The sequence below is a fragment of the Enterobacter sp. 301B genome (assembly GCF_003850715.1).
Classification (GTDB): domain Bacteria; phylum Pseudomonadota; class Gammaproteobacteria; order Enterobacterales; family Enterobacteriaceae; genus Enterobacter; species Enterobacter intestinihominis.
This window is the reverse complement of sequence record NZ_PQTC01000026.1, coordinates 21,392-43,118: the sequence shown is the minus strand read 5'-3', so window position 1 is coordinate 43,118 and position 21,727 is coordinate 21,392. Positions and strand designations below refer to the sequence as shown.

General features: G+C 57.5%; 20 protein-coding genes and 1 other RNA gene. 10 read left to right on the top strand and 11 right to left on the bottom strand.

The annotated features are described in order from the left end of the window. Positions 1 to 181: 181 nt before the first annotated feature. Positions 182 to 841: a hemolysin III family protein gene (locus C3451_RS20830; RefSeq protein WP_022649307.1), complete on the bottom strand. Its 660-nt coding sequence runs from the start codon at positions 839 to 841 to the stop codon at positions 182 to 184. A 266-nt stretch (positions 842 to 1,107) separates the two neighbouring features. Between C3451_RS20830 and C3451_RS20825 the strand changes: the two genes are divergently transcribed. The 6 genes from C3451_RS20825 to C3451_RS20800 all read left to right on the top strand — a co-directional run bounded on the left by C3451_RS20825 (position 1,108) and on the right by C3451_RS20800 (position 7,025). After that, positions 1,108 to 1,839: a MurR/RpiR family transcriptional regulator gene (locus C3451_RS20825; RefSeq protein WP_022649308.1), complete on the top strand. Its 732-nt coding sequence runs from the start codon at positions 1,108 to 1,110 to the stop codon at positions 1,837 to 1,839. Positions 1,840 to 1,955: 116 nt separating this feature from the next. Then, positions 1,956 to 3,389, top strand: a complete 1,434-nt coding sequence (bglA, locus tag C3451_RS20820) for a 6-phospho-beta-glucosidase BglA (RefSeq protein WP_023306887.1) — start codon at positions 1,956 to 1,958, stop codon at positions 3,387 to 3,389. Positions 3,390 to 3,513: 124 nt separating this feature from the next. Further along, a complete protein-coding gene (locus C3451_RS20815; RefSeq protein WP_022649310.1) occupies positions 3,514 to 3,873 on the top strand; it encodes a hypothetical protein in 360 nt (119 codons plus the stop codon). A gap of 48 nt (positions 3,874 to 3,921) precedes the next feature. Continuing rightward, positions 3,922 to 5,931 (top strand): protein-disulfide reductase DsbD domain-containing protein, encoded by a 2,010-nt coding sequence (locus C3451_RS20810; RefSeq protein WP_124304398.1) that lies wholly within the window; start codon positions 3,922 to 3,924, stop codon positions 5,929 to 5,931. Between the two features lies 1 nt (position 5,932). Continuing rightward, a complete protein-coding gene (locus C3451_RS20805) occupies positions 5,933 to 6,535 on the top strand; it encodes a DsbA family protein (protein ID WP_045623005.1) in 603 nt (200 codons plus the stop codon). Beyond that, positions 6,525 to 7,025, top strand: a complete 501-nt coding sequence (locus tag C3451_RS20800) for a protein disulfide oxidoreductase (RefSeq protein ID WP_032626112.1) — start codon at positions 6,525 to 6,527, stop codon at positions 7,023 to 7,025. Before C3451_RS20805 ends, C3451_RS20800 begins: the two co-directional genes overlap by 11 nt. A gap of 2 nt (positions 7,026 to 7,027) precedes the next feature. Here C3451_RS20800 and C3451_RS20795 read toward each other — a convergent pair whose 3' ends face one another. From C3451_RS20795 to C3451_RS20760, 8 genes are all read right to left on the bottom strand, one after another. Continuing rightward, positions 7,028 to 7,771 carry an SDR family oxidoreductase gene (locus C3451_RS20795; RefSeq protein ID WP_023306889.1) on the bottom strand — a complete coding sequence of 248 codons (744 nt, stop codon included), beginning with the start codon at positions 7,769 to 7,771 and terminating at the stop codon, positions 7,028 to 7,030. Between the two features lie 70 nt (positions 7,772 to 7,841). Next, positions 7,842 to 10,715: an aminomethyl-transferring glycine dehydrogenase gene (gene gcvP / locus C3451_RS20790; protein ID WP_124304397.1), complete on the bottom strand. Its 2,874-nt coding sequence runs from the start codon at positions 10,713 to 10,715 to the stop codon at positions 7,842 to 7,844. 127 nt (positions 10,716 to 10,842) lie between these two features. After that, entirely contained in the window at positions 10,843 to 11,232 is a 390-nt protein-coding gene (gcvH, locus tag C3451_RS20785; RefSeq protein ID WP_006811885.1) for a glycine cleavage system protein GcvH, read from the bottom strand. 23 nt (positions 11,233 to 11,255) lie between these two features. Beyond that, on the bottom strand, positions 11,256 to 12,350 hold the full coding sequence (gene gcvT, locus C3451_RS20780; RefSeq protein ID WP_003860107.1) for a glycine cleavage system aminomethyltransferase GcvT: 1,095 nt from the start codon (positions 12,348 to 12,350) through the stop codon (positions 11,256 to 11,258). A gap of 397 nt (positions 12,351 to 12,747) precedes the next feature. Further along, positions 12,748 to 13,950 (bottom strand): FAD-dependent 2-octaprenylphenol hydroxylase, encoded by a 1,203-nt coding sequence (ubiI, locus tag C3451_RS20775; RefSeq protein ID WP_045623007.1) that lies wholly within the window; start codon positions 13,948 to 13,950, stop codon positions 12,748 to 12,750. Positions 13,951 to 13,962: 12 nt separating this feature from the next. Beyond that, the gene (gene ubiH / locus C3451_RS20770; protein WP_045623009.1) at positions 13,963 to 15,141 is read right to left on the bottom strand and encodes a 2-octaprenyl-6-methoxyphenyl hydroxylase; all 1,179 of its coding nucleotides are present in this window, start codon (positions 15,139 to 15,141) and stop codon (positions 13,963 to 13,965) included. Then, on the bottom strand, positions 15,138 to 16,451 hold the full coding sequence (gene pepP / locus C3451_RS20765) for a Xaa-Pro aminopeptidase (protein ID WP_088581805.1): 1,314 nt from the start codon (positions 16,449 to 16,451) through the stop codon (positions 15,138 to 15,140). Before pepP ends, ubiH begins: the two co-directional genes overlap by 4 nt. Positions 16,452 to 16,482: 31 nt before the next feature. After that, positions 16,483 to 17,061: a YecA family protein gene (locus C3451_RS20760; RefSeq protein WP_003860099.1), complete on the bottom strand. Its 579-nt coding sequence runs from the start codon at positions 17,059 to 17,061 to the stop codon at positions 16,483 to 16,485. A 167-nt stretch (positions 17,062 to 17,228) separates the two neighbouring features. Between C3451_RS20760 and zapA the strand changes: the two genes are divergently transcribed. The 3 genes from zapA to C3451_RS20745 all read left to right on the top strand — a co-directional run bounded on the left by zapA (position 17,229) and on the right by C3451_RS20745 (position 18,404). Further along, positions 17,229 to 17,558 (top strand): cell division protein ZapA, encoded by a 330-nt coding sequence (gene zapA / locus C3451_RS20755; RefSeq protein ID WP_003860096.1) that lies wholly within the window; start codon positions 17,229 to 17,231, stop codon positions 17,556 to 17,558. A gap of 41 nt (positions 17,559 to 17,599) precedes the next feature. Further along, a non-coding RNA gene (gene ssrS, locus C3451_RS20750) (6S RNA) lies at positions 17,600 to 17,783 on the top strand. 24 nt (positions 17,784 to 17,807) lie between these two features. After that, a complete protein-coding gene (locus C3451_RS20745) occupies positions 17,808 to 18,404 on the top strand; it encodes a 5-formyltetrahydrofolate cyclo-ligase (RefSeq protein ID WP_038416693.1) in 597 nt (198 codons plus the stop codon). A 102-nt stretch (positions 18,405 to 18,506) separates the two neighbouring features. Here the strand turns inward: C3451_RS20745 and serA are convergent, their stop codons facing one another. Both serA and rpiA read right to left on the bottom strand, forming a co-directional pair. Beyond that, positions 18,507 to 19,739, bottom strand: coding sequence for a phosphoglycerate dehydrogenase (gene serA, locus C3451_RS20740; protein WP_022649321.1), 1,233 nt, complete (start codon positions 19,737 to 19,739; stop codon positions 18,507 to 18,509). A gap of 265 nt (positions 19,740 to 20,004) precedes the next feature. After that, complete coding sequence (gene rpiA / locus C3451_RS20735; RefSeq protein ID WP_063139244.1) at positions 20,005 to 20,664, bottom strand: ribose-5-phosphate isomerase RpiA; 660 nt, start codon at positions 20,662 to 20,664, stop codon at positions 20,005 to 20,007. Between the two features lie 127 nt (positions 20,665 to 20,791). Between rpiA and argP the strand changes: the two genes are divergently transcribed. Further along, positions 20,792 to 21,685: a DNA-binding transcriptional regulator ArgP gene (gene argP / locus C3451_RS20730; RefSeq protein WP_003860089.1), complete on the top strand. Its 894-nt coding sequence runs from the start codon at positions 20,792 to 20,794 to the stop codon at positions 21,683 to 21,685. Positions 21,686 to 21,727 lie beyond the last annotated feature (42 nt).

Below are 21,727 nucleotides of genomic sequence, written 5' to 3'. Positions count from 1 at the left end.
ACAGAGTAGCAAGGAACATAAAGTGAACGGAATGACCACCACCGCCGTATGTTCCCCTCACCCTAACCCTCTCCCCGGAGGGGCGAGGGGATTGCTCAGTGCTCGCATTAATTTGTGGGGAACCCTCAGCCCACCGGGAGAGGGTCGGGGTGAGGGCATCAGACCGCACCTTACAAAAAAACTACACCTGACCAACATACAGATAAATTGCCAGAAAGTGGCACACGCTGCCGCCCAGCACAAAGCCGTGCCAGATGGCATGGTTGTACGGGATACGCTTGCAGACGTAGAAAATCACGCCCAGCGAGTAGATCACTCCGCCCACCGCCAGAAGCGTCACGCCCCCCACCGCCAGCTTAATGGCTAACTGATACACCACAATCAGCGACAGCCAGCCCATTGTCAGATAGGTGACCAGCGACAACACTTTGAACCGGTGCGCGATGGTCAGCTTGAACAGGATCCCCAGCAGCGCCAGGCTCCAGATCACAATCATCAGGCCACGCGACAGCGGTGAGTTGAGCCCCACCAGCAAAAATGGCGTGTAAGTGCCTGCAATGAGAAGATAGATTGCGCAGTGGTCAAATTTCTTGAGCCATATCTTCGCCCGTTGATGCGGAATAGCGTGATACAGCGTTGAGGCAAGGAAAAGCAGGATCATACTCCCGCCATACAGGCTGTAGCTGGTAATGGCCATCGCGCTGGCGTTGGTATCTACCGCCTGCACCAACAGCAATACTAAGCCGACAATCCCAAACACCAGGCCAATGCCATGGCTTATACTGTTGGCTACTTCCTCAGCCAGCGAATATCCCTGTGCGATTAATGGTCTGCTCACCATACTTAACTCCGGGAAAACAAAAGATGATTATTCATCGCCAGTCTATGCTAACTGAGAATGATTCCAGTGAACACCTGTTAGCTAAAATAAATCCATAATCAAGATTTATCCTTACAAATCAGTATAATGCAAAATAAATCCACCGCACAGGTGTAAATGATTTCATTAACACCTGAGTAATCAAGGAGATAAATCCGTCTCTCACCCTTCGTCATCATGGTATGCTTCAGGGATAGTGTCCGACAGCGAGTTTAGCCATTGTGAGTATGTTCAGCCATTCCGCCATTGCCAGCCTCAACAATCTGGAAATGATGGTCTACAACTATGTCATTAAGAACCGTGACAAAGTGATGTACATGACCATCCGCGAGCTGGCGGATGCGGCGGGAGTCTCTACCACTACTATCCTGCGCTTCTGCCGAAAGCTCAACTGCGAAGGCTACTCGGAATTTCGGGTGCGCTTTAAACTCTATCTGGAGCAGAACGAGCCGCAGCAGGCGAATTTTGGTGCCAGTGAAATTATCAGCTTCTTTAAAAGCGTAAATAACGAAGAGTTCGATGCGTTATTAGATAAAGCCGTCGATATTATTTTATCATCTGAACGAATTATTTTTGTTGGCGCAGGCACGTCCGGATCGCTGGCAAAATATGGCGCACGTTTCTTTTCAAATATCGGGAAATTCAGCAACCATATCGACGATCCTTATTTCCCGGTCACTAACGATATGGCTAAAAATGCACTGGCCATTGTACTTTCCGTCTCCGGAGAAACCGAGGAAATCCTGCGCTTCGCCAGCCAGTTCAGCCTGCATCGCTGCAAGGTGCTCTCTGTCACCAGCCACGAACATTCTCGTCTCGCGAAACTGGCGGACTTTAATCTCTCCTGGCATGTCCCCCAAACGCGCATAGGCGGCGTTTACGATATAACCACCCAAATTCCCGTCATCTATATTCTGGAATCATTAGGCCGGAAACTGGCGAAGAAATTAACAGAATAAAACATCCTGTTTTTTTGATGTGACAAATTACAATTTCCGCAAAATGTTATATCGTGACATTTATTTCCGCTTTGCTAGACTCGAAATCATTAAGTCCTGAATTGAGAATAGCAAAGATGAAAAAACTCACTTTACCGAAAGATTTTTTATGGGGCGGCGCGGTGGCGGCGCACCAGGTTGAAGGCGGCTGGAACAAAGGCGGCAAAGGGCCAAGCATTTGCGACGTGCTCACCGGCGGCGCACACGGCGTTCCGCGTGAAATCACGCAGGAAGTGATTGAAGGCAAATATTACCCGAACCACGAAGCCGTCGACTTTTACGGCCATTACAAAGAAGACATCAAGCTGTTTGCCGAGATGGGCTTCAAATGTTTCCGTACCTCTATCGCCTGGACGCGCATCTTCCCGAAAGGCGACGAAACTCAGCCAAACGAAGAGGGGCTGAAGTTTTACGACGACATGTTCGATGAACTGCTGAAGTACAACATCGAGCCGGTGATCACCCTCTCCCACTTTGAAATGCCGCTGCACCTTGTTCAGGAATACGGCGGATGGACCAACCGTAAAGTAGTCGATTTCTTTGTACGCTTCTCGGAAGTGGTATTTGAGCGCTACAAAAATAAGGTCAAATACTGGATGACCTTCAACGAAATCAACAACCAGCGCAACTGGCGTGCGCCACTGTTCGGCTACTGCTGCTCTGGCGTGGTCTATACCGAGCACGACAACCCGGAAGAGACCATGTACCAGGTGCTGCACCACCAGTTCGTGGCCAGCGCGCTGGCGGTGAAAGCCGCCCGCCGCATTAACCCGGAGATGAAAGTCGGCTGCATGCTGGCGATGGTGGCGCTCTATCCGTACTCCTGCAAGCCAGAAGATGTGATGTTCGCTCAGGAATCCATGCGCGAGCGCTACGTCTTTACCGACGTACAGCTACGCGGCTACTACCCGTCTTACGTGCTGAACGAGTGGGAACGCCGTGGCTTCTCCATCAAAATGGAAGCAGGCGACGAGCAGATCCTGCGTGAAGGCACCTGCGATTACTTAGGTTTCAGCTACTACATGACCAACGCGGTCAAAGCGGAAGGCGGCACCGGTGATGCCATTTCCGGCTTCGAGGGCAGCGTGCCGAACCCACACGTCAAGGCGTCCGACTGGGGCTGGCAGATTGACCCTGTGGGCCTGCGTTATTCGCTGTGTGAACTGTACGAGCGCTACCAGAAGCCACTGTTTATCGTGGAAAATGGTTTCGGCGCCTACGACAAGGTGGAAGAGGACGGCAGCATCAACGATGACTACCGCATCGACTACCTGCGCGCCCACGTGGAAGAGATGATGAAGGCCGTGACGTACGACGGCGTGGATCTGATGGGCTACACCCCGTGGGGCTGCATCGACTGCGTCTCCTTCACCACCGGCCAGTACAGCAAGCGCTACGGCTTTATCTACGTCAACAAGCACGACGACGGCACCGGTGACATGTCCCGCTCCCGTAAGAAGAGCTTTGAGTGGTATAAAACCGTCATTGCCAGCAACGGCGAAACGCTGTAATGGCTTGCCCTCTCTGCAAGCGGAGAGGGCAAACTGCTTATCTTCCAGACACTTCTTTACAGCTTTTGCGTTGCCAAAATATGTTCGCCCGATAATATAGGCATCCTGAATATTTGAGGCGAACATGATTAAGCGACAACGCAACGCTATCCTGCTTGTAGCCCTGGCCTGTCTGGTGGTGCTGATATGTACCGCCCAGCGGATGGCCGGGATGCACGCGCTTGTCATGAACGTCACCGCCACGAGCCAGTCTGTCCAGCAGGGGCAGGAGAGTGCCGACGCACCGGTAACCCCGTGTGAGCTAAGCGCCAAGTCGCTGATGTCGGTCCCGCCTGTTTTGTTTGAAGGCGCCCTGATTGCCGTCACCCTGCTGCTTGCGTTGCTGGCAGCCAGTCCACCGCGCCGCGAACGGCAGTGGCCTCCCCGCGTTATCTCCCCGCCCCGGTTAAGGGTGCATCTGCGATTATGCGTCTTCCGTGAATGAGCCTTCGCCTGTTACTTCAGGTTAATTCATCATTTACGGAGAAAATTTATGTTTACTGTATTCAGGCGACTGCTGGTCTGCCTGCTTTTGCTATGGCTGCCCCTCAGCCAGGCTGCCGACAGCGGCTGGCTGCGCGCTGCCGATAATCAGCACGCCAGCGTCAGGCTGCGTGCGCAACCTGAAAGCACTGGCGAAACCCGCCTGCTGCTGGACGTCGCCCTGCAAAAAGGCTGGAAAACCTACTGGCGCTCGCCGGGCGAAGGCGGCGTCGCACCCGCGATTAAATGGCATCAGCCCGTCGAGGCGATCTGGCGCTGGCCTGTGCCGCAGCGTTTCGACGTCGCGGGCATCACCACGCAGGGCTATCACGGCGATGTCAGCTTTCCCCTCACTCTGCGGGGCGACGTCCCGACGATCCTGAGCGGCGTGCTGACGCTCTCCACCTGTAGCAACGTCTGTATTCTTACCGACTACCCGTTTTCACTGAACATGACCGCATCCGCAGGTGCCGGTTTTGATTACGATTTCAGTCGGGCCATGGGCACCCTTCCGCTCAGCGGCGGGTTGACCTCAACGCTTAACGCCACCTATGCCCCCGGCAAGCTGACCGTAACGGCGCAGCGTGACGCAGGCTGGCAGGCGCCGTCGCTGTTTATCGACGGTATGGATGATGTTGATTTCGGCAAACCGGCCCTCACCATGCGCGGTGATTCGCTGGTCGCCACCGTGCCCGTGACGGACAGCTGGGGCGAGGCCGCGCCCAACCTCAGCGGCAAAACCCTGTCGCTGGTTCTGGCCGATAGCGGGCAGGCGCAGGAGTCCAGCCTGAGCATTCAGCCGGGGAACGCCGCGCCGACGCTCCCGTTAGGCTGGGTGCTGCTGATGGCGCTTGCTGGCGGTCTGATCCTTAACGTCATGCCCTGCGTACTGCCCGTGCTAGCCATGAAGCTGGGCACGCTGATGCAAACCGAACGGCAGGCGCGCGGTCAGGTACGCCGACAGTTTCTTGCATCGGTAGCCGGGATCGTGATCTCGTTCCTCGCGCTGGCGCTGATGATGACGGTATTACGTTTAGGGAATCAGGCACTCGGCTGGGGGATCCAGTTCCAGAACCCGTGGTTTATTGCCGCGATGGCGCTGGTAATGGTGCTCTTCAGCGCCAGCCTGCTGGGGTTGTTTGAAATCCGTCTTCCTTCCGGCGCCAGCACCTTCCTCGCCACGCGCGGCGGCAACGGGCTTGCGGGTCATTTCTGGCAAGGCGCGTTTGCCACGCTGCTGGCGACACCCTGCACCGCGCCGTTCCTGGGGACGGCGGTCTCGGTCGCGCTGGCGGCACCGCTTCCCCTGCTGTGGGGGATCTTCCTGGCGATGGGTATCGGCATGAGCCTGCCGTGGCTGCTGGTGGCGGCCTGGCCGGGGCTGGCCCAGCGGTTGCCGCGTCCGGGGCGCTGGATGAACGTTGTACGCGTAGTGCTGGGGATGATGATGCTCGGCTCATCGCTGTGGCTGCTGAGCCTGCTGACGGTGCACATTGGCAGCCTGCCGGTCATTACGCTGAGCGTGCTGCTGATCCTTGCGCTGCTGCTGGTCACCGCCTGGCGCTACCGCTGGCAAACGGCACTGCGCGCCGGGGTATTAGCTGTACTGGTGGCCGGGGTAGTCGCGTTTGTTTCCGGCTCCGGCGGCGAGGGCTCCCGCCGCGATCGTATTCACTGGCAGCCGCTCAGCGAGCAGGCCATTTTCCGCGCGCTGGCGGAGAACAAACGGGTGTTCGTCGACGTGACCGCCGACTGGTGCGTGACCTGTAAAGCCAATAAATACAACGTACTGCTGCGCGACGACGTGCAGGTCGCGCTCTCCGCCCCGGACGTTGTCGCCCTGCGCGGCGACTGGAGCCGCCCCTCAGATACCATCAGCCAGTTTTTAACCACGCGCGGCAGCGCCGCCGTGCCGTTTAACCAGATCTACGGACCGGGATTACCGCAGGGCCACGTGCTGCCTGCGTTGTTAAGCCGCGAAGCGGTGCTGAGCACCCTGTCCGATGCAAAAGGAAAATAACATGAGAGCCTTTGTTGCCTTACTTCTGCTGTCGTTATCAACGTTCGGTTTCGCCGCACCGTCAGATGACGCTTCCAACGACCAGCTGGCAAAACTGCTGTTTAACGACCCCAACAGCCCGCGAACCGGCGCGACATCGCCGAAGCTCACCATCGTCTCCTTCACGGACTACAACTGCCCGTATTGCAAGCAGTTCGACCCAATGCTGGAGAAAATCGTGCAGGAAAATCCCGACGTGCAGCTCATCATCAAACTGCTGCCGTTCAAGGGGCAAAGCTCGGTAAATGCCGCGAAAGCGGCGCTCTCAACGTGGCAGCAGGCGCCGGATCAATTCTGGGCACTACACCAGCGGCTGATGATGAAAAAGGGCTATCACGATGACGCCAGCATCGCCGCCGCGCAGGTGAAGACCGGGACGGACAGCATTAAAACCGATGATAAAACTATGGACAGCGTAAAGATGAACCTGATCCTGGCGCAGGTGCTGAATATTCAGGGCACCCCGGCGACCATCATCGGTGACCAGATGGTGGCGGGCGCAATCCCGTATGACGATCTGGAGGGGCTGGTCAAAGAACAGCTGGCAAACGCCCGTGGCAAGTAAGCTTCCGCGCCTGCTGCGCGAGCTGGCCGTGTGGCTGCTGATTGGCGTAGCCGTGAGCCTGGCGGTGGACTATTTCCGCCAGCCCGCGCTGCCGCAGAATTTCTCCGCGACAGCACTGCACACCCTCGACGGTCAGCCCGTCGATCTTATCGCCATGAGTAAGGAGCGACCGCTGCTGGTCTACGTCTGGGCGACATGGTGCGGCGTCTGCCGCTACACCACGCCGTCGGTGGCGGCGATTGCCGCGGACGGGGGTAACGTGATGTCGGTTGCGCTGCGCTCGGGCGATAACGCGACGCTCGAAACATGGATGAGAAAGAAGAAGGCGATGATGCCCACGGTCAACGACGCCAGCGGAGAACTGGCGCGTCAGTGGGACGTTCAGGTGACGCCAACGCTTGTGGTGATCTCTCACGGTGAAGTGAAGTCGATCACCACCGGCTGGACCAGCGGCTGGGGAATGCGCCTGCGGCTGTGGCTGGCGTCGTAGCGTTACTTCCCGCCAGCCAGCTCCAGGAAGCTACCGGTGACATAGGAGGCTTTGTCGCTCAGCAGCCAGGTAATGGCCTGGGCGACCTCCTCCGGCTGACCGCCACGCTGCATCGGTAACATCGACTTCACCCGATCCACACGCCCCGGCTCGCCGCCGGAGGCGTGAATATCGGTATAAATCAGGCCTGGCCGCACGCAGTTAACGCGAATGCCCTGCGCCGCCACCTCCAGCGCGAGGCCGGTTGTCAGGGAATCCACGGCCCCTTTGGAGGCAGCATAATCCACATACTCCCCCGGAGCGCCCAGTCGTGAGGCCGCCGAGGAGACATTCACAATCGCGCCGCCCTTGCCGCCGTGTTTATGCGACATGCGCTTCACCGCCTCACGGCAGCAGAGAAAATAGCCAGTGACGTTGGTGGACAGCACGCGGTTAATACGTTCAGCGGAGAGGTTTTCGATGGAGGATTGTTCAAACAAAATCCCGGCGTTGTTCACCAGCGCGGCGAGCGGCTCACCTTCGCGATCGATGCTGTCGAACATCGCCATCACCTGCGATTCATCGCTGATATCCGCGCGCACGGCAAAGGCCTTACCGCCCGCGTCCACGATCTGATTAATGACCTCTGTCGCGGCTTTGATGTTGTGATGAAAATTCACCGCAACGGTGTAGCCTTCGCTTGCCAGCTGTAGCGCGGTGGCTTTACCAATACCCCGGCTAGCGCCGGTGACCAATGCAATTGCCATTCTGTTCTCCAAATAAAAAAGCCGGGTGGCGGCTTCGCCTTACCCGGCCTACGTTACTACAGGAACAACGTTACTGGTATTCGCTCATCGGCACGCAGGAGCAGAACAGGTTACGGTCGCCGTAAACATCATCAAGACGTTTCACGGTTGGCCAGTATTTGTTTGCTACACCTGCCGGGAAGACAGCCAGCTCGCGGGTATAACCGTGGTTCCACTCTGCCACCAGTTCGTTCTGGGTATGCGGCGCGTTGACCAGCGGGTTATCTTCCAGCGTCCATTCCCCGCCTTTCACGCGGTCGATTTCGCTGCGGATCGCCAGCATCGCGTCGATAAAGCGATCCAGCTCCACCTTGCTTTCAGACTCGGTCGGCTCAACCATCAGCGTTCCTGCAACCGGGAAGGACATGGTTGGCGCGTGGAAGCCGTAGTCGATCAGACGCTTGGCAATATCCAGCTCGCTGATGCCCGTCTCTTCTTTCAGAGGACGAATATCGAGGATGCATTCGTGCGCCACGCGACCATCGCGGCCGGTGTAGAGCACCGGATAGGCGTCTTTCAGACGTGTTGCGATGTAGTTGGCGTTGAGGATCGCCACCTGGCTGGCCTGCTTGAGCCCTTCCGCGCCCATCATGCGGATGTACATCCAGCTGATTGGCAGGATAGAGGCGCTGCCGAACGGTGCCGCGGAGACCGCGCCCTGACGGGTCAGCATGCCTTCAATCTGCACCACGCTATGGCCTGGCACAAACGGTGCCAGGTGCGCTTTGACGCCGATTGGGCCCATGCCCGGGCCGCCGCCGCCGTGCGGAATGCAGAACGTTTTATGCAGGTTGAGGTGCGACACGTCCGCGCCAATAAAGCCCGGAGAGGTAATGCCCACCTGGGCGTTCATGTTCGCGCCGTCGAGGTAAACCTGGCCGCCGAACTGATGCACCACTTCACACACTTCACGGATCGTTTCCTCGTACACGCCGTGGGTGGACGGGTAGGTCACCATGATGCAGGAGAGTTTGTCGCCTGCCTGCTCGGCTTTCGCGCGCAGGTCGGCCAGATCGATGTTGCCGTTTTTGTCGCACGCCACGACCACCACTTCCATCCCTGCCATCTGGGCAGAGGCCGGGTTGGTGCCGTGGGCAGAGCTTGGGATCAGACAGATATCGCGGTGGCCTTCGTTGCGGCTTTCGTGATAGTGACGGATCGCCAGCAGACCGGCGTATTCACCCTGCGCACCGGAGTTCGGCTGCATGCAGAGCGCGTCGTACCCGGTCAGCTTCACCAGCCAGTCGGAGAGCTGGTTGATCATCATGTGATAACCTTCCGCCCGCTCAGCCGGGCAGAACGGGTGCAGCTCGGAGAATTCAGGCCAGGTGATTGGGATCATCTCAGCCGCGGCGTTCAGCTTCATGGTGCAGGAGCCCAGCGGGATCATCGCCTGGTTCAGCGCCAGATCTTTACGTTCCAGAGAGTGCATGTAACGCATCATCTCGGTTTCGCTGTGATAGCGGTTGAACACCGGGTGAGTCAGGATCGCGTCGTCGCGCAGCATGCTTTCCTGAATGGAGCGGCTGTCGAGCGCAACCTCTTTGTCGAGCGTATCAACGTCCAGACCCTGTGCGTCACCCAGCAATACGTTGAACAGGGTCAGGATATCGTCACGGGTGGTGCTTTCGTCCAGCGTAATGCCGACCGCATTGTGAATGTCGCTGCGCAGGTTGATTTGTGCTGCCTCGGCGCGTGCCAGCACGGCCGCTTTGTCTGCCACCTCGACGCACAGGGTGTCGAAGTAGTGCTCATGACGCAGCCTGAGACCTTTCTGTTGCAGACCGCAGGCCAGGATATCGGCCAGACGGTGGATGCGGCTGGCAATGCGTTTCAGACCTGCCGGACCGTGGAACACCGCGTATAAGCTGGCAATGTTAGCCAGCAGCACCTGCGAGGTACAGATGTTGGAGTTCGCTTTCTCGCGGCGGATATGCTGCTCGCGGGTCTGCATCGCCATGCGCAGCGCGGTGTTACCGGCGGCATCTTTCGATACGCCGATAATACGGCCTGGCATGGAACGTTTAAATTCATCTTTCGCGCCAAAGAACGCCGCGTGCGGGCCGCCGTAGCCCATCGGCACGCCGAAGCGTTGCGCTGAGCCGAAGACAATATCCGCGCCCTGTTTACCTGGCGCCGTCAGCAGCACCAGCGCCATAAAATCAGCGGCGACGCTAACAATAACCTTACGGGATTTGAGCTCGGCGATCAGCGCGCTGTAATCATGCACTTCCCCGGTGGTGCCCACCTGCTGTAACAGCACGCCGAAGACGTCCTGGTGATCCAGCACTTTGTCAGCGTCGTCGACAATCACCTCAAAGCCGAAGGTTTCCGCACGGGTGCGCACCACGTCCAGCGTCTGGGGATGCACGTCCGCCGCGACGAAGAAGCGGTTGGCGTTTTTCAGCTTGCTCACGCGCTTCGCCATCGCCATCGCTTCAGCGGCGGCAGTGGCTTCATCCAGCAGAGAGGCAGAGGCGATATCCATACCGGTCAGATCCAGCGTCACCTGCTGGAAGTTCAGCAGCGCTTCCAGACGGCCCTGGGAGACTTCTGGCTGATACGGGGTGTAAGCGGTGTACCAGCCCGGGTTTTCCAGCATGTTACGCAGGATCACCGGCGGTAACTGCACGTTGGTGTAGCCCATGCCGATGTAAGACTTATAGCGCTTGTTAAGGCCGGCGATGGCCTTCAGCTCCGCCAGCGCGGCGAACTCCGTCGTGGACTCGCCTACCTGCGGCGGTGTGGCAAGCTGGATGTCTTTTGGCACGATCTGGCCGATCAGTGCGTTTAATGAATCCGCGCCAACTGTCTTCAGCATCTCCTGCTGTTGCTGAGCATCCGGCCCAATGTGACGTTCAATGAAGGCGCCACGGTTTTCAAGCTGGCTTAAAGTCTGTGTCATGAGCGATGGTTCCTGAAACGTGCAGTGAATCGTAATTATCTGTAACGCTGTTGCCCGGTGGCGCTAACGCTTACCGGGCCTACGTAGATCTGTAGGCCGGATAAGCGCAGCGCCATCCGGCACAACGTTATTCGTCTTCCAGTAGTGCTTCGTACGCGGTCGCATCCAGCAGCGCGGCAACCTGCGCTTCGTCGCTGGCTTTGATCTTAAAGATCCAGCCGCCTTCATAAGGCTCGCTGTTCACCAGCTCCGGGGAGTCGCTCAGCGCGTCGTTCACGGCAACAATTTCACCGCTCACCGGAGCGTAGATGTCAGAGGCCGCTTTAACGGATTCCGCCACCGCACAGTCGTCGCCTGCGCTCACGGTTGCGCCCACTTCCGGCAGGTCAACAAACACCATGTCGCCCAGCAGTTCCTGCGCGTGCTCGGTGATCCCAACGGTGTAAGTGCCGTCCGCCTCTTTGCGCAGCCACTCGTGTTCTTTGCTGTATTTCAGTTCTGCTGGCACATTGCTCATTGAAGTTCTCCTGATAAAAATAGTTAGGCGACCGGCTTACCGGCGCGAACAAAAATCGGTTTGGTCACGTTGACCGGCATTTCGCGGTTGCGGATCTGCACCACCGCCGTTTCGCCAATCCCCGCTGGCACGCGTGCCAGTGCAATACTGTAGCCGAGCGTCGGGGAGAACGTTCCGCTGGTGATCACGCCTTCGCGATGATTGCCATCGGCATCGGTGAAGCGCACCGGCAGCTCGCCGCGCAGAACGCCTTTTTCTTTCATCACCAGGCCAACCAGCTGTTCAGTGCCCTTCTCGCGCTGCATCTCCAGCGCTTCACGGCCAATAAAATCACGGTCAGCCGGTTCCCACGCGATGGTCCAGCCCATGTTGGCCGCCAGCGGTGAGACGCCTTCGTCCATCTCCTGACCGTAGAGGTTCATCCCCGCTTCCAGACGCAGCGTATCGCGCGCGCCCAGGCCCGCAGGCTTCACGCCCGCCTCCACCAGCGCACGCCAGAAATCAGCGGCCTTTTCGTTTGGCATTGCAATTTCGTAGCCCGCTTCACCGGTGTAGCCGGTGGTGGCGATAAACAGATCCCCCGCCTGCACGCCGAAGAACGGCTTCATGCCTTCGGTTGCTTTGCGCTGCTCGTCGCTGAACAGAGACGCGGCTTTCGCCTGGGCGTTTGGCCCCTGCACCGCAATCAGCGACAGATCGTCACGAACGGTGATGTCGATGGCGTAAGGTTCAGCGTGTTGGGAAATCCAGGAGAGGTCTTTTTCGCGGGTGGCGGAGTTTACAACGAGGCGGAAGAAATCTTCGGTGAAGTAGTAGACGATGAGGTCGTCAATCACGCCGCCAGAGGCATTGAGCATGCCGGTATAGAGCGCTTTGCCCGGCGTTTTTAGTTTGGCGACGTCGTTTGCCAGCAGATAACGCAAAAACTCCCGGGTGCGGCTACCGCGCAGGTCGACAATCGTCATATGAGACACGTCGAACATACCGGCATCGGTGCGCACCGCGTGGTGCTCATCAATCTGCGAGCCGTAGTGCAGCGGCATCATCCAGCCGTGGAAGTCCACCATGCGGGCGCCGCATAACACGTGCTGTTCGTACAAAGGAGTCTGTTGAGCCATCTTTTCCTCGTTGAAAAATTCACCGTGAAACCCGGTGTCGACCTCGCGATCGGGGGCCGACGCAAACGTTCTCTTTTACCTGAACTTACCACCGAAACCGGCGGTTAACCATAAGGTAAAACGGGTCATCACATTAGCTTATGACCAAAAATCGCTGAAAAGCCTACAGAGTTATTCACTGGTAAAATGCGATTAAACCCGCATAAAATTAACATCGAGCTAACAGGATTTAGCAGATGGTGATATTTCGTGCGGAAAAACGGGCCGAATTTCCGTAACATAAAAATAGTAAGATTAGATTTTCTAATGCGAAAAATAACGTGAAATTAGATTATTTCAAACGAGGAGATTTCCCCGGCGCGAAGGCCGGGAAAATAAAGTGTGACGGGGATCGAGATTAACGTAACCAGTCGGGAAGATCGTTAAGGCCCATTGCCTGACGAAGAAGCTGCGGTTTGACGCCGGGAAGGGTGTCGGCCAGTTTGAGGCCGATATCGCGCAGCAGTTTTTTCGCCGGGTTCGCTCCGGCAAATAGCTCGCGGAAGCCCTGCATACCCGCCAGCATCATCGCCGCACTGTGTTTGCGGCTGCGCTCGTAGCGACGCAGATACAGATGCTGACCAATATCTTTACCTTCCCGATGCAGACGACGCAGCTCTTCAACCAGCTCGGCCGCGTCCATAAAGCCGAGGTTCACCCCCTGCCCGGCCAGCGGATGAATCGTATGCGCCGCATCCCCCACCAACGCCAGACGGTGCGCCGCAAACTGACGCGCGTAGCGACCGGTTAACGGAAACGCCTGTCGTTCGCTTTCAAGCGTGCACAGGCCCAGACGGTTATCAAACGCCACGCATAGCGCCTGATTAAAGGCGTCCGGCGTCGCCTCCTGCATCTGCTGCGCTTTCTCCGGCTCTAAAGACCAGACGATGGAGCAGAGATGCGGATCGGCAAGCGGCAGGAAGGCCAGAATGCCATCATTGTGGAAAATCTGGCGCGCCACGCCGCCATGCGGCTCTTCGGTGCGGATTGTGGCAACCAGGGCGTGATGACGGTAATCCCAGAAGGTCAGCGGAATATCCGCTTTGTTACGCAGCCAGGAATTGGCGCCGTCGGCACCCACTACCAGCCGCGCGGTCAGCATGTCGCCGCTTTCAAGAGTGATAAACGCGTCGTTTTCGCCCCACGCCACCTGCTGAAGTTTCGCCGGTGCGATCAGCGTGACGTCGCTGCACTGCTGCGCTTTTTGCCACAGCGCATGGTGAATCACCGCGTTTTCAACGATGTGCCCAAGGTGGCTGTAGCCCATGCTTTCATCGTCAAACGCGATATGGCCGAAGCTGTCTTTATCCCACACTTCCATGCCATGGTAACAGCTGGCACGCAGCGCCACGATTTCAGACCAGACGCCAAGGTGCGTCAGTAGCTTTTCGCTGGCGGCATTGATCGCCGAGACGCGCAGCTCCGGCGGTGCATCCTGCGCCACAGGCTGCGGCGCATTTTGCTCTAGCACCGCCACGCGCAGGCCGCTGCCATGTAAACCACAGGCCAGCGCCAGTCCTACCATTCCGCCGCCGACAATGGCGACATCAACATTTTGCACGGTGATTACTCCTTAACGCGCGACCCAACCCAGGGTCCGCTGCGCCAGCACGTCACGTGCCGGAATGAACAGTTCCATCGCCATCAGCCCAAGGTTGCGACCCGCAACCAGCGGTGCCCAGCGATTGGCAAACAGGTGGACTAAACCGTCGGTAACGCCAATGGTCGCCGCTTTGTCCGCCTGACGTCGTTTCTGGTAATGGCTCAGCACTGAGTATGCGCCACAATCCTGTTGTTCGCTCCACGTCTGCGCCAGTAGCTCAGCCAGGCTCATCACGTCGCGCAGGCCAAGGTTAAAGCCTTGCCCGGCGATGGGGTGCAGCGTCTGCGCGGCGTTGCCGACCAGAGCGACGCGATGGGAGACAGTCTGCGATGCGGTCGTCAGCGCGAGCGGATAGGCCACGCGTTTTCCGGCCTGGGTGATACGCCCAAGCCGCCAGCCGAAGGCTTTTTGCAGCTCGGAACTAAAACGTTCGTCGGACCAGGAGAGAACCTCATCGGCCCGGTCCTGCGCATGGCACCACACCAGCGAGCAGCGCCCGTTCGACATCGGCAGCATGGCCAGCGGGCCGTGCTCCGTGAAGCGCTCAAATGCCCTGCCGTTATGCGCGCCAGCCGTAGAGACGTTAGCGATGACCGCCACCTGCCCATAGGGTTCAGAGCGCAATTCGACGCCGCACTGCGTGGCGATCGCGGAGCGTGAACCATCCGCCGCCACCAGCAGTTCCCCCTCCAGCGTGGTGCCGTTGTCCAGCGTCACGCTGACGGCTTCGTCACGGCGGTTAAAGCTGGCGACGCGCGCCGGACAGTGCAGCGTGACGCCAGGCGCGTCCTGTAAAAGACGGAACAGCCGCAGCCCTACGTCATGCAGCTCGACAACCTGCCCCAGCGCCTCGATCCGGTAATCGTGGGCATCCAGCGTTACGAACCCGGCGTGCCCGCGATCGCTGACGTGAACGGTGCCGATCGCCGTCGCGCAATCCGCTATCGCCTGCCAGATCCCAATACGCGCAAGCTGCTGACAGGTTCCCTGCGCCAGCGCGATAGCGCGGGCGTCGAAACCGGGATGATCGGTCGCCTGCGGCGCGACCGCCTCAACCAGATGCACCGGAAGCTGGCCCTGGGTTAACCGCGAAATAGCCAGCGCCAGAGTAGCGCCGGTCATGCCTCCGCCAACGATGATTACGCTCATCCGCGTGCCGCCGCCATCAGCGCCTCGATGTCGTCGGCTTTTTTCACCACGGTCGCGGTCAGGTTTTCGTTACCGGTTTCGGTGATGACGATGTCATCTTCAATACGAATGCCGATCCCGCGGTACTGTTCCGGCACGTCGGCATCCGGCGCGATGTACAGCCCCGGCTCAACGGTCAGCACCATGCCTGGCTCCAGCACGCGCGAACGTTCCGGACCGTATGCCCCCACGTCATGCACATCCAGCCCCAGCCAGTGGCTCAGGCCATGCATAAAGTACGGACGATGGGCGTTTTCGGTTATAAGGGTGTCCACATCGCCTTTCAGAATGCCGAGCTTCACCAGCCCGGTAATCATGATGCGCACCACCTCGCCCGTAACCTCCTGGATGGAGGTGCCAGGGCGGAACAGCGTCAGCGCGGTCTCCAGAGACTCAAGCACGATGTCATAGATTTCACGCTGCGCTGGGGTGAATTTACCGTTCACCGGGAAGGTACGGGTGATGTCGCCCGCGTAACCCTGATATTCACAGCCGGCGTCAATCAGCACCAGATCGCCGTCGCGCAGTTCACTTTCGTTTTCGGTATAGTGCAGAATGCAGCCGTTTTCCCCGCCGCCTACGATGGTGTTATAGGACGGGAAGCGCGCGCCGTGACGGTTAAATTCATGGTGAATTTCCCCTTCAAGCTGGTACTCGAACATACCGGGACGGCACTTTTCCATGGCGCGGGTATGCGCCAGGGCGCTGATTTCGCCCGCGCGGCGCATCACGTTCAGCTCTTCTTCAGACTTAAACAGGCGCATCTCATGCACCACCGGTCGCCAGTCTGTCAGGGTTGCGGGTGCAGACAAATTCTGACGTGAGCCTTTACGCAGCTTATCCAGCGCAGTGAAAACAATCTCATCCGCATACGCGTATTCACCCTGCGCGTGATAGAGCACGTCCAGGCCGTTGAGCAATTGATAGAGCTGCTGGTTGATTTCGCTGTAGGCCAGCGCGCGGTCCACGCCCAGTTTTTCCGGCGCCGCCTCCTGCCCTAAGCGGCGACCAAACCAGATTTCCGCGGTCAGATCGCGCACGCGGTTGAAAATCACGCTGTGGTTGTGGGTGTCATTGCTTTTAATCAGCACCAGTACAGCTTCCGGCTCGTTAAACCCGGTGAAGTACCAGAAATCACTGCTCTGGCGATAGGGGTATTCGCTGTCGGCGCTGCGCGTCACTTCCGGCGCGGCGAAAATCAGGGCAGCGCTTCCCGGCTGCATTTTTGCCAGCAGCGCCTGACGACGGCGAGAATACTCTTGACTGGAGATAACCATGACACCCTCCTGTGCGTTATTTTTCTTAGTGTAATGTTGGCTTGCGAACTTCCGGCGCGGTCGGCTGCGAGCGCGTAAAGTTGTCGTGGCACAGCAGAGACGCCACGCGCACGTACTCGATGATCTCTTCGAGAGACATCTCCAGCTCTTCCTGGTCTTCGTCTTCATCGTAGCCGAGCTGGGCGATGTTACGCAGATCGTCGATCGCTTCACCCGCTTCGCCGGTCACTTTATCCAGTTTAGGCTGGGTTACGCCCAGGCCAAGCAGATAGTGGTTTACCCAACCCGCGAGCGCATCAGCGCGATCGAAGACGCTGACATCGTCGCCTTCAGGCAGATAAAGCTGAAAAAGAAAGCCATCGTCTTCCAGGGAATCGCTGGTTGCGGCGTGCATTTTACGCAGCGCTTCCGCCAGTTCGTGGCCAAACGCCAGCCCTTCGTTGGTGAGGTCGTGGATCAGCGGCTGCCATGAGCTGTCGCTGTTTCCGCCGCACAGTATGCCGCTGATCAGACCGTGCATTTCGGCAGGGGTCAGACCGACTCCCTGCTGGTTCAGTAACTGGTTTAAATCCTTGTAACCAGGCATTTCGTTCTGTATAGACATACGCATTCGTCATCAAAGGGAGGATATTCATGATATGCTACCACTTTGGACCCTGGTGATACCAGAAAAGGGCTTGTATCTTCACATCAGGGTAGCTATAGTGTCGCCCCTTCGCAGCCCCCGGGGCAGTAAGCGAAGGCAGCGCAGTCAATCAGCAGGAAGGTGGCATGTCTGCACAACCCGTCGATCTCCAGATTTTTGGCCGTTCACTGCGAGTGAATTGTCCGCCTGAACAAAGGGATGCTTTGAATCAGGCTGCGGACGATTTGAATCAGCGGTTGCAAGATCTAAAAGAACGCACTAGAGTCACAAATACTGAGCAGCTGGTTTTCATCGCCGCGTTGAACATCAGCTATGAACTGACTCAGGAAAAAGCGAAGACCCGCGATTACGCGGCAAGCATGGAGCAGCGCATTAAAATGCTCCAGCAGACCATAGAACAGGCATTGCTTGATCAAGGTCGCAGTCCTGAAAGACCGGGACCAAAGTTTGAATAACACTTCTCAGTTGACTATGGTAGAGTAACTGTGAAGACAAAATTTCTCTGAGATGTTTGCAAGCGGGCCAGTCCCCTGAGCCGATATTTCATACCACAAGAATGTGGCGCTCCATGGTTGGTGAGCATGCTCGGTCCGTCCGAGAAGCCTTAAAACTATGACGACACATTCACCTTGAACCAAGGGTTCAAGGGTTACAGCCTGCGGCGGCATCTCGGAGATTCCCTCTCTCTTCTTCTACCAACTACCATGACTCAATTCCCTGAAGTTTCTGCTTCACGCCAGGATATCCGTCAGCTCATTCGCCAGCGTCGTCGTGCCTTAAGCGCCGAACAACAGACACAGTTTGCCCAGCAGGCCGCCGCCCGTATGATGGCCTATCCGCCTGTGGTGATGGCAAACACCGTCGCCTTGTTTCTTTCGTTTGATGGTGAGCTGGATACCCAACCACTTATCGACCAGCTCTGGCGCGCCGGGAAAAAAGTTTATCTGCCGGTGCTGCATCCCTTTAGCCGGGGCAATCTGCTGTTTCTGCACTACCATCCGCACAGCGAGCTGGTGGTGAATCGTCTGAAAATCACCGAACCCAAACTCGACGTGCGCGATGTGCTGCCGCTATCTGAACTGGATGTGCTGATTACGCCGCTGGTGGCGTTTGACGAGCAGGGACAGCGCCTGGGAATGGGCGGTGGTTTTTACGACAGAACGCTACAAAACTGGCAGCAGTACGGATTGCAGCCGGTGGGCTATGCGCATGATTGTCAGGGCGTGGAGGCATTACCCGTGGAGAAATGGGATGTGCCGTTGCCGGCGGTGGTGACGCCCAGTAAAACCTGGACCTGGTAGAACAAAGCCGGGTGGCGGCTACGCCTTACCCGGCCTACATAAATCCTCGAACATTGTAGGTCGGGTAAGCGTAAGCGCCACCCGACACCACAGACCGCACTATCAGTACAGCAGACGCGCGCGAATCGTCCCCGGAATGGCCTTCATGCTCTGCAATGCTTTCTCGGCAATGTCTTCATCCGCTTCAATATCAATCACCACATAACCCATCTGCGCGTTCGTTTGCAGATACTGCGCGGCAATGTTGACGCCCTGTTCGGCAAAGATCTGGTTGATAGCAGTCAGCACGCCCGGACGGTTTTCGTGAATGTGCAGCAGACGACGCCCGCCGTGTAGCGGCAGAGACACTTCCGGGAAGTTCACCGCAGAGAGCGTTGAACCGTTGTCGGAATATTTGCTCAGCTTGCCCGCCACTTCCAGGCCGATATTCTCCTGCGCTTCCTGAGTAGAACCGCCGATGTGCGGCGTCAGGATCACGTTGTCGAACTCGCACAGTGGAGAGGTGAACGGATCGCTGTTGGTGGCCGGTTCCGTCGGGAACACGTCAATCGCCGCACCCGCCAGATGCTTACGCTTCAGCGCATCGCACAGCGCAGGAATATCGACTACTGTACCGCGCGCGGCGTTGATCAGCAGTGAGCCCGGCTTCATCAGCGCCAGCTCTTCCGCTCCCATCATGTTTTTTGTGGACGCATTTTCCGGCACGTGCAGGCTGACCACGTCGCTCATGTTCAGCAGGTCAGAAAGATGCTGCACCTGCGTCGCGTTACCCAGCGGCAGTTTGTTTTCGATATCGTAGAAAAACACGTGCATGCCAAGGGATTCCGCCAGAATACCAAGCTGCGTACCGATGTGGCCGTAACCAATAATCCCGAGTTTTTTACCACGCGCTTCGTAGGAGCCCGCGGCCAGCTTATTCCACACGCCGCGGTGCGCTTTGGCGTTAGCTTCCGGAATACCGCGAAGGAGTAGCAGCAGCTCGCCAATCACCAGCTCCGCCACGGAACGGGTGTTGGAGAACGGGGCGTTAAAAACCGGGATACCGCGTTTTGCGGCGGCATTCAGATCAACCTGATTGGTACCGATACAGAAACAGCCAATCGCCACCAGCTTTTCCGCCGCAGCAATAACGTCTTCAGTCAGTTGGGTACGGGATCGCAGGCCAATGAAATGGGCATCACGGATGGACGCTTTCAGCTCTTCAGTATCCAGCGCGCCTTTGTGAAATTCGATGTTGGTGTAACCTGCAGCGCGAAGGCTATCGAGCGCTTTCTGGTGCACGCCTTCAACCAGCAGGAATTTAATCTTGTCTTTCTCCAGTGATACCTTTGCCATTTACCCGACCCTGTTTTTATCTGAACTGATGTTGTGCTGGATATAAATCCCGTGCAGCCAACATATCAAAAAAAACTATTGCAGCAATATGAACGTTTGCGTCGGCACTCTGAAGAAAAGTCATACAGAGCAAAATGACAGAGGAAAATGCTATGGAAATTTACAAACGCGGCAGGATCGGCAAAAGAGGCGGAAAAACGTGACACAAGTCACCGAATTTAGCTTTTCAAAATTTTTTAGCGGGGGGAGCGCTCCCCCCGTCAGATCATTTTACGATGGTTTTTACACCGTCAGACGTGCCGATCAGCGCCACGTCCGCGCCACGGTTGGCAAATAACCCTACGGTAACGACGCCCGGAATGCCGTTGATCGCATTTTCCAGCGCAATGGCATCGAGGATCTCAAGGCCGTGAACGTCGAGGATCACGTTGCCGTTGTCGGTCACCACACCCTGACGGTATTCCGGACGACCACCCAGCTTCACCAGTTGACGTGCCACGGCACTGCGCGCCATCGGGATCACTTCGACCGGCAGCGGGAAACTCCCCAGAATGTCGACCTGCTTGGAGGCGTCCGCGATGCAGATGAACTTATCCGCCACGGAGGCAATGATTTTTTCGCGGGTCAGCGCCGCGCCACCGCCTTTGATCATCTGCATGTGGCCGTTGATTTCATCCGCGCCATCAACGTAAATGCCCAGACGGTCCACTTCGTTGAGGTCGAAAACAGTGATGCCGAGGCTTTTCAGCTTTTCCGTGGAAGCATCGGAGCTCGAAACCGCGCCCTCGATTTGCCCCTTCATCGTGCCCAGCGCATCGATAAAGTGCGCCGCCGTCGATCCCGTACCAACACCGACAATGGTACCCGGCTGTACGTACTGGAGAGCCGCCCATCCTACTGCTTTTTTCAGTTCATCCTGCGTCATGATCGTTTTGCCTGTGGTGTGAAAACTCAGGGCGCATTATAGAACACGTCGAATGGATTTCGTCTGCCACGAAGGGAAAATTGTGTCATAGTGCAGATTAAGCAAAATTAAGGAGTCAGCCAGAGCAATGAAACGTCCGGACTACAGAACACTACAGGCACTTGATGCAGTTATTCGTGAACGCGGTTTTGAGCGCGCGGCGCAAAAGCTGTGCATCACCCAGTCCGCCGTATCACAGCGTATCAAACAGCTTGAAAACATGTTCGGGCAGCCGCTGCTGGTGCGTACCGTACCGCCGCGTCCAACGGAGCAAGGACAAAAGCTCCTCGCCCTGCTACGTCAGGTTGAACTGCTGGAAGATGAGTGGCTGGGCGATGAACAGACCGGCTCCACGCCGCTGCTGCTGTCGCTGGCGGTGAACGCCGACAGTCTGGCAACCTGGCTGCTGCCGGCCCTTGCGCCGGTGCTGGCCGACTCCCCTATCCGCCTGAATCTCCAGGTTGAAGATGAAACCCGCACCCAGGAACGTCTGCGTCGCGGCGAAGTGGTTGGTGCCGTCAGTATTCAGCCTCAGGCGCTGCCAAGCTGTCTGGTGGATCAGTTGGGCGCGCTGGATTACCTCTTCGTCGGTTCAAAAGCCTTTGCCGAGCGCTATTTCCCGAACGGTGTGACCCGCGCCGCGCTGCTAAAAGCCCCTGCCGTCGCGTTCGACCATCTGGACGATATGCATCAGGCCTTCCTGCAGCAAAACTTCGATCTGCCGCCGGGCAGCGTGCCGTGTCATATCGTTAACTCGTCCGAAGCCTTCGTGCAGCTTGCACGTCAGGGAACCACCTGCTGCATGATCCCGCATCTGCAGATTGAGAAAGAGTTGAAAAGCGGTGAGCTGATTGATTTAACTCCGGGGCTGTATCAGCGCCGGATGTTGTACTGGCACCGTTTTGCGCCGGAAAGCCGCATGATGCGCAACGTCACCGACGCGCTGCTGGCGTTTGGGCATAAGGTGTTAAGACAGGATTGAAAAACAAGCCGGGTGGCGGCTTCGCCTTACCCGGCCTACGGG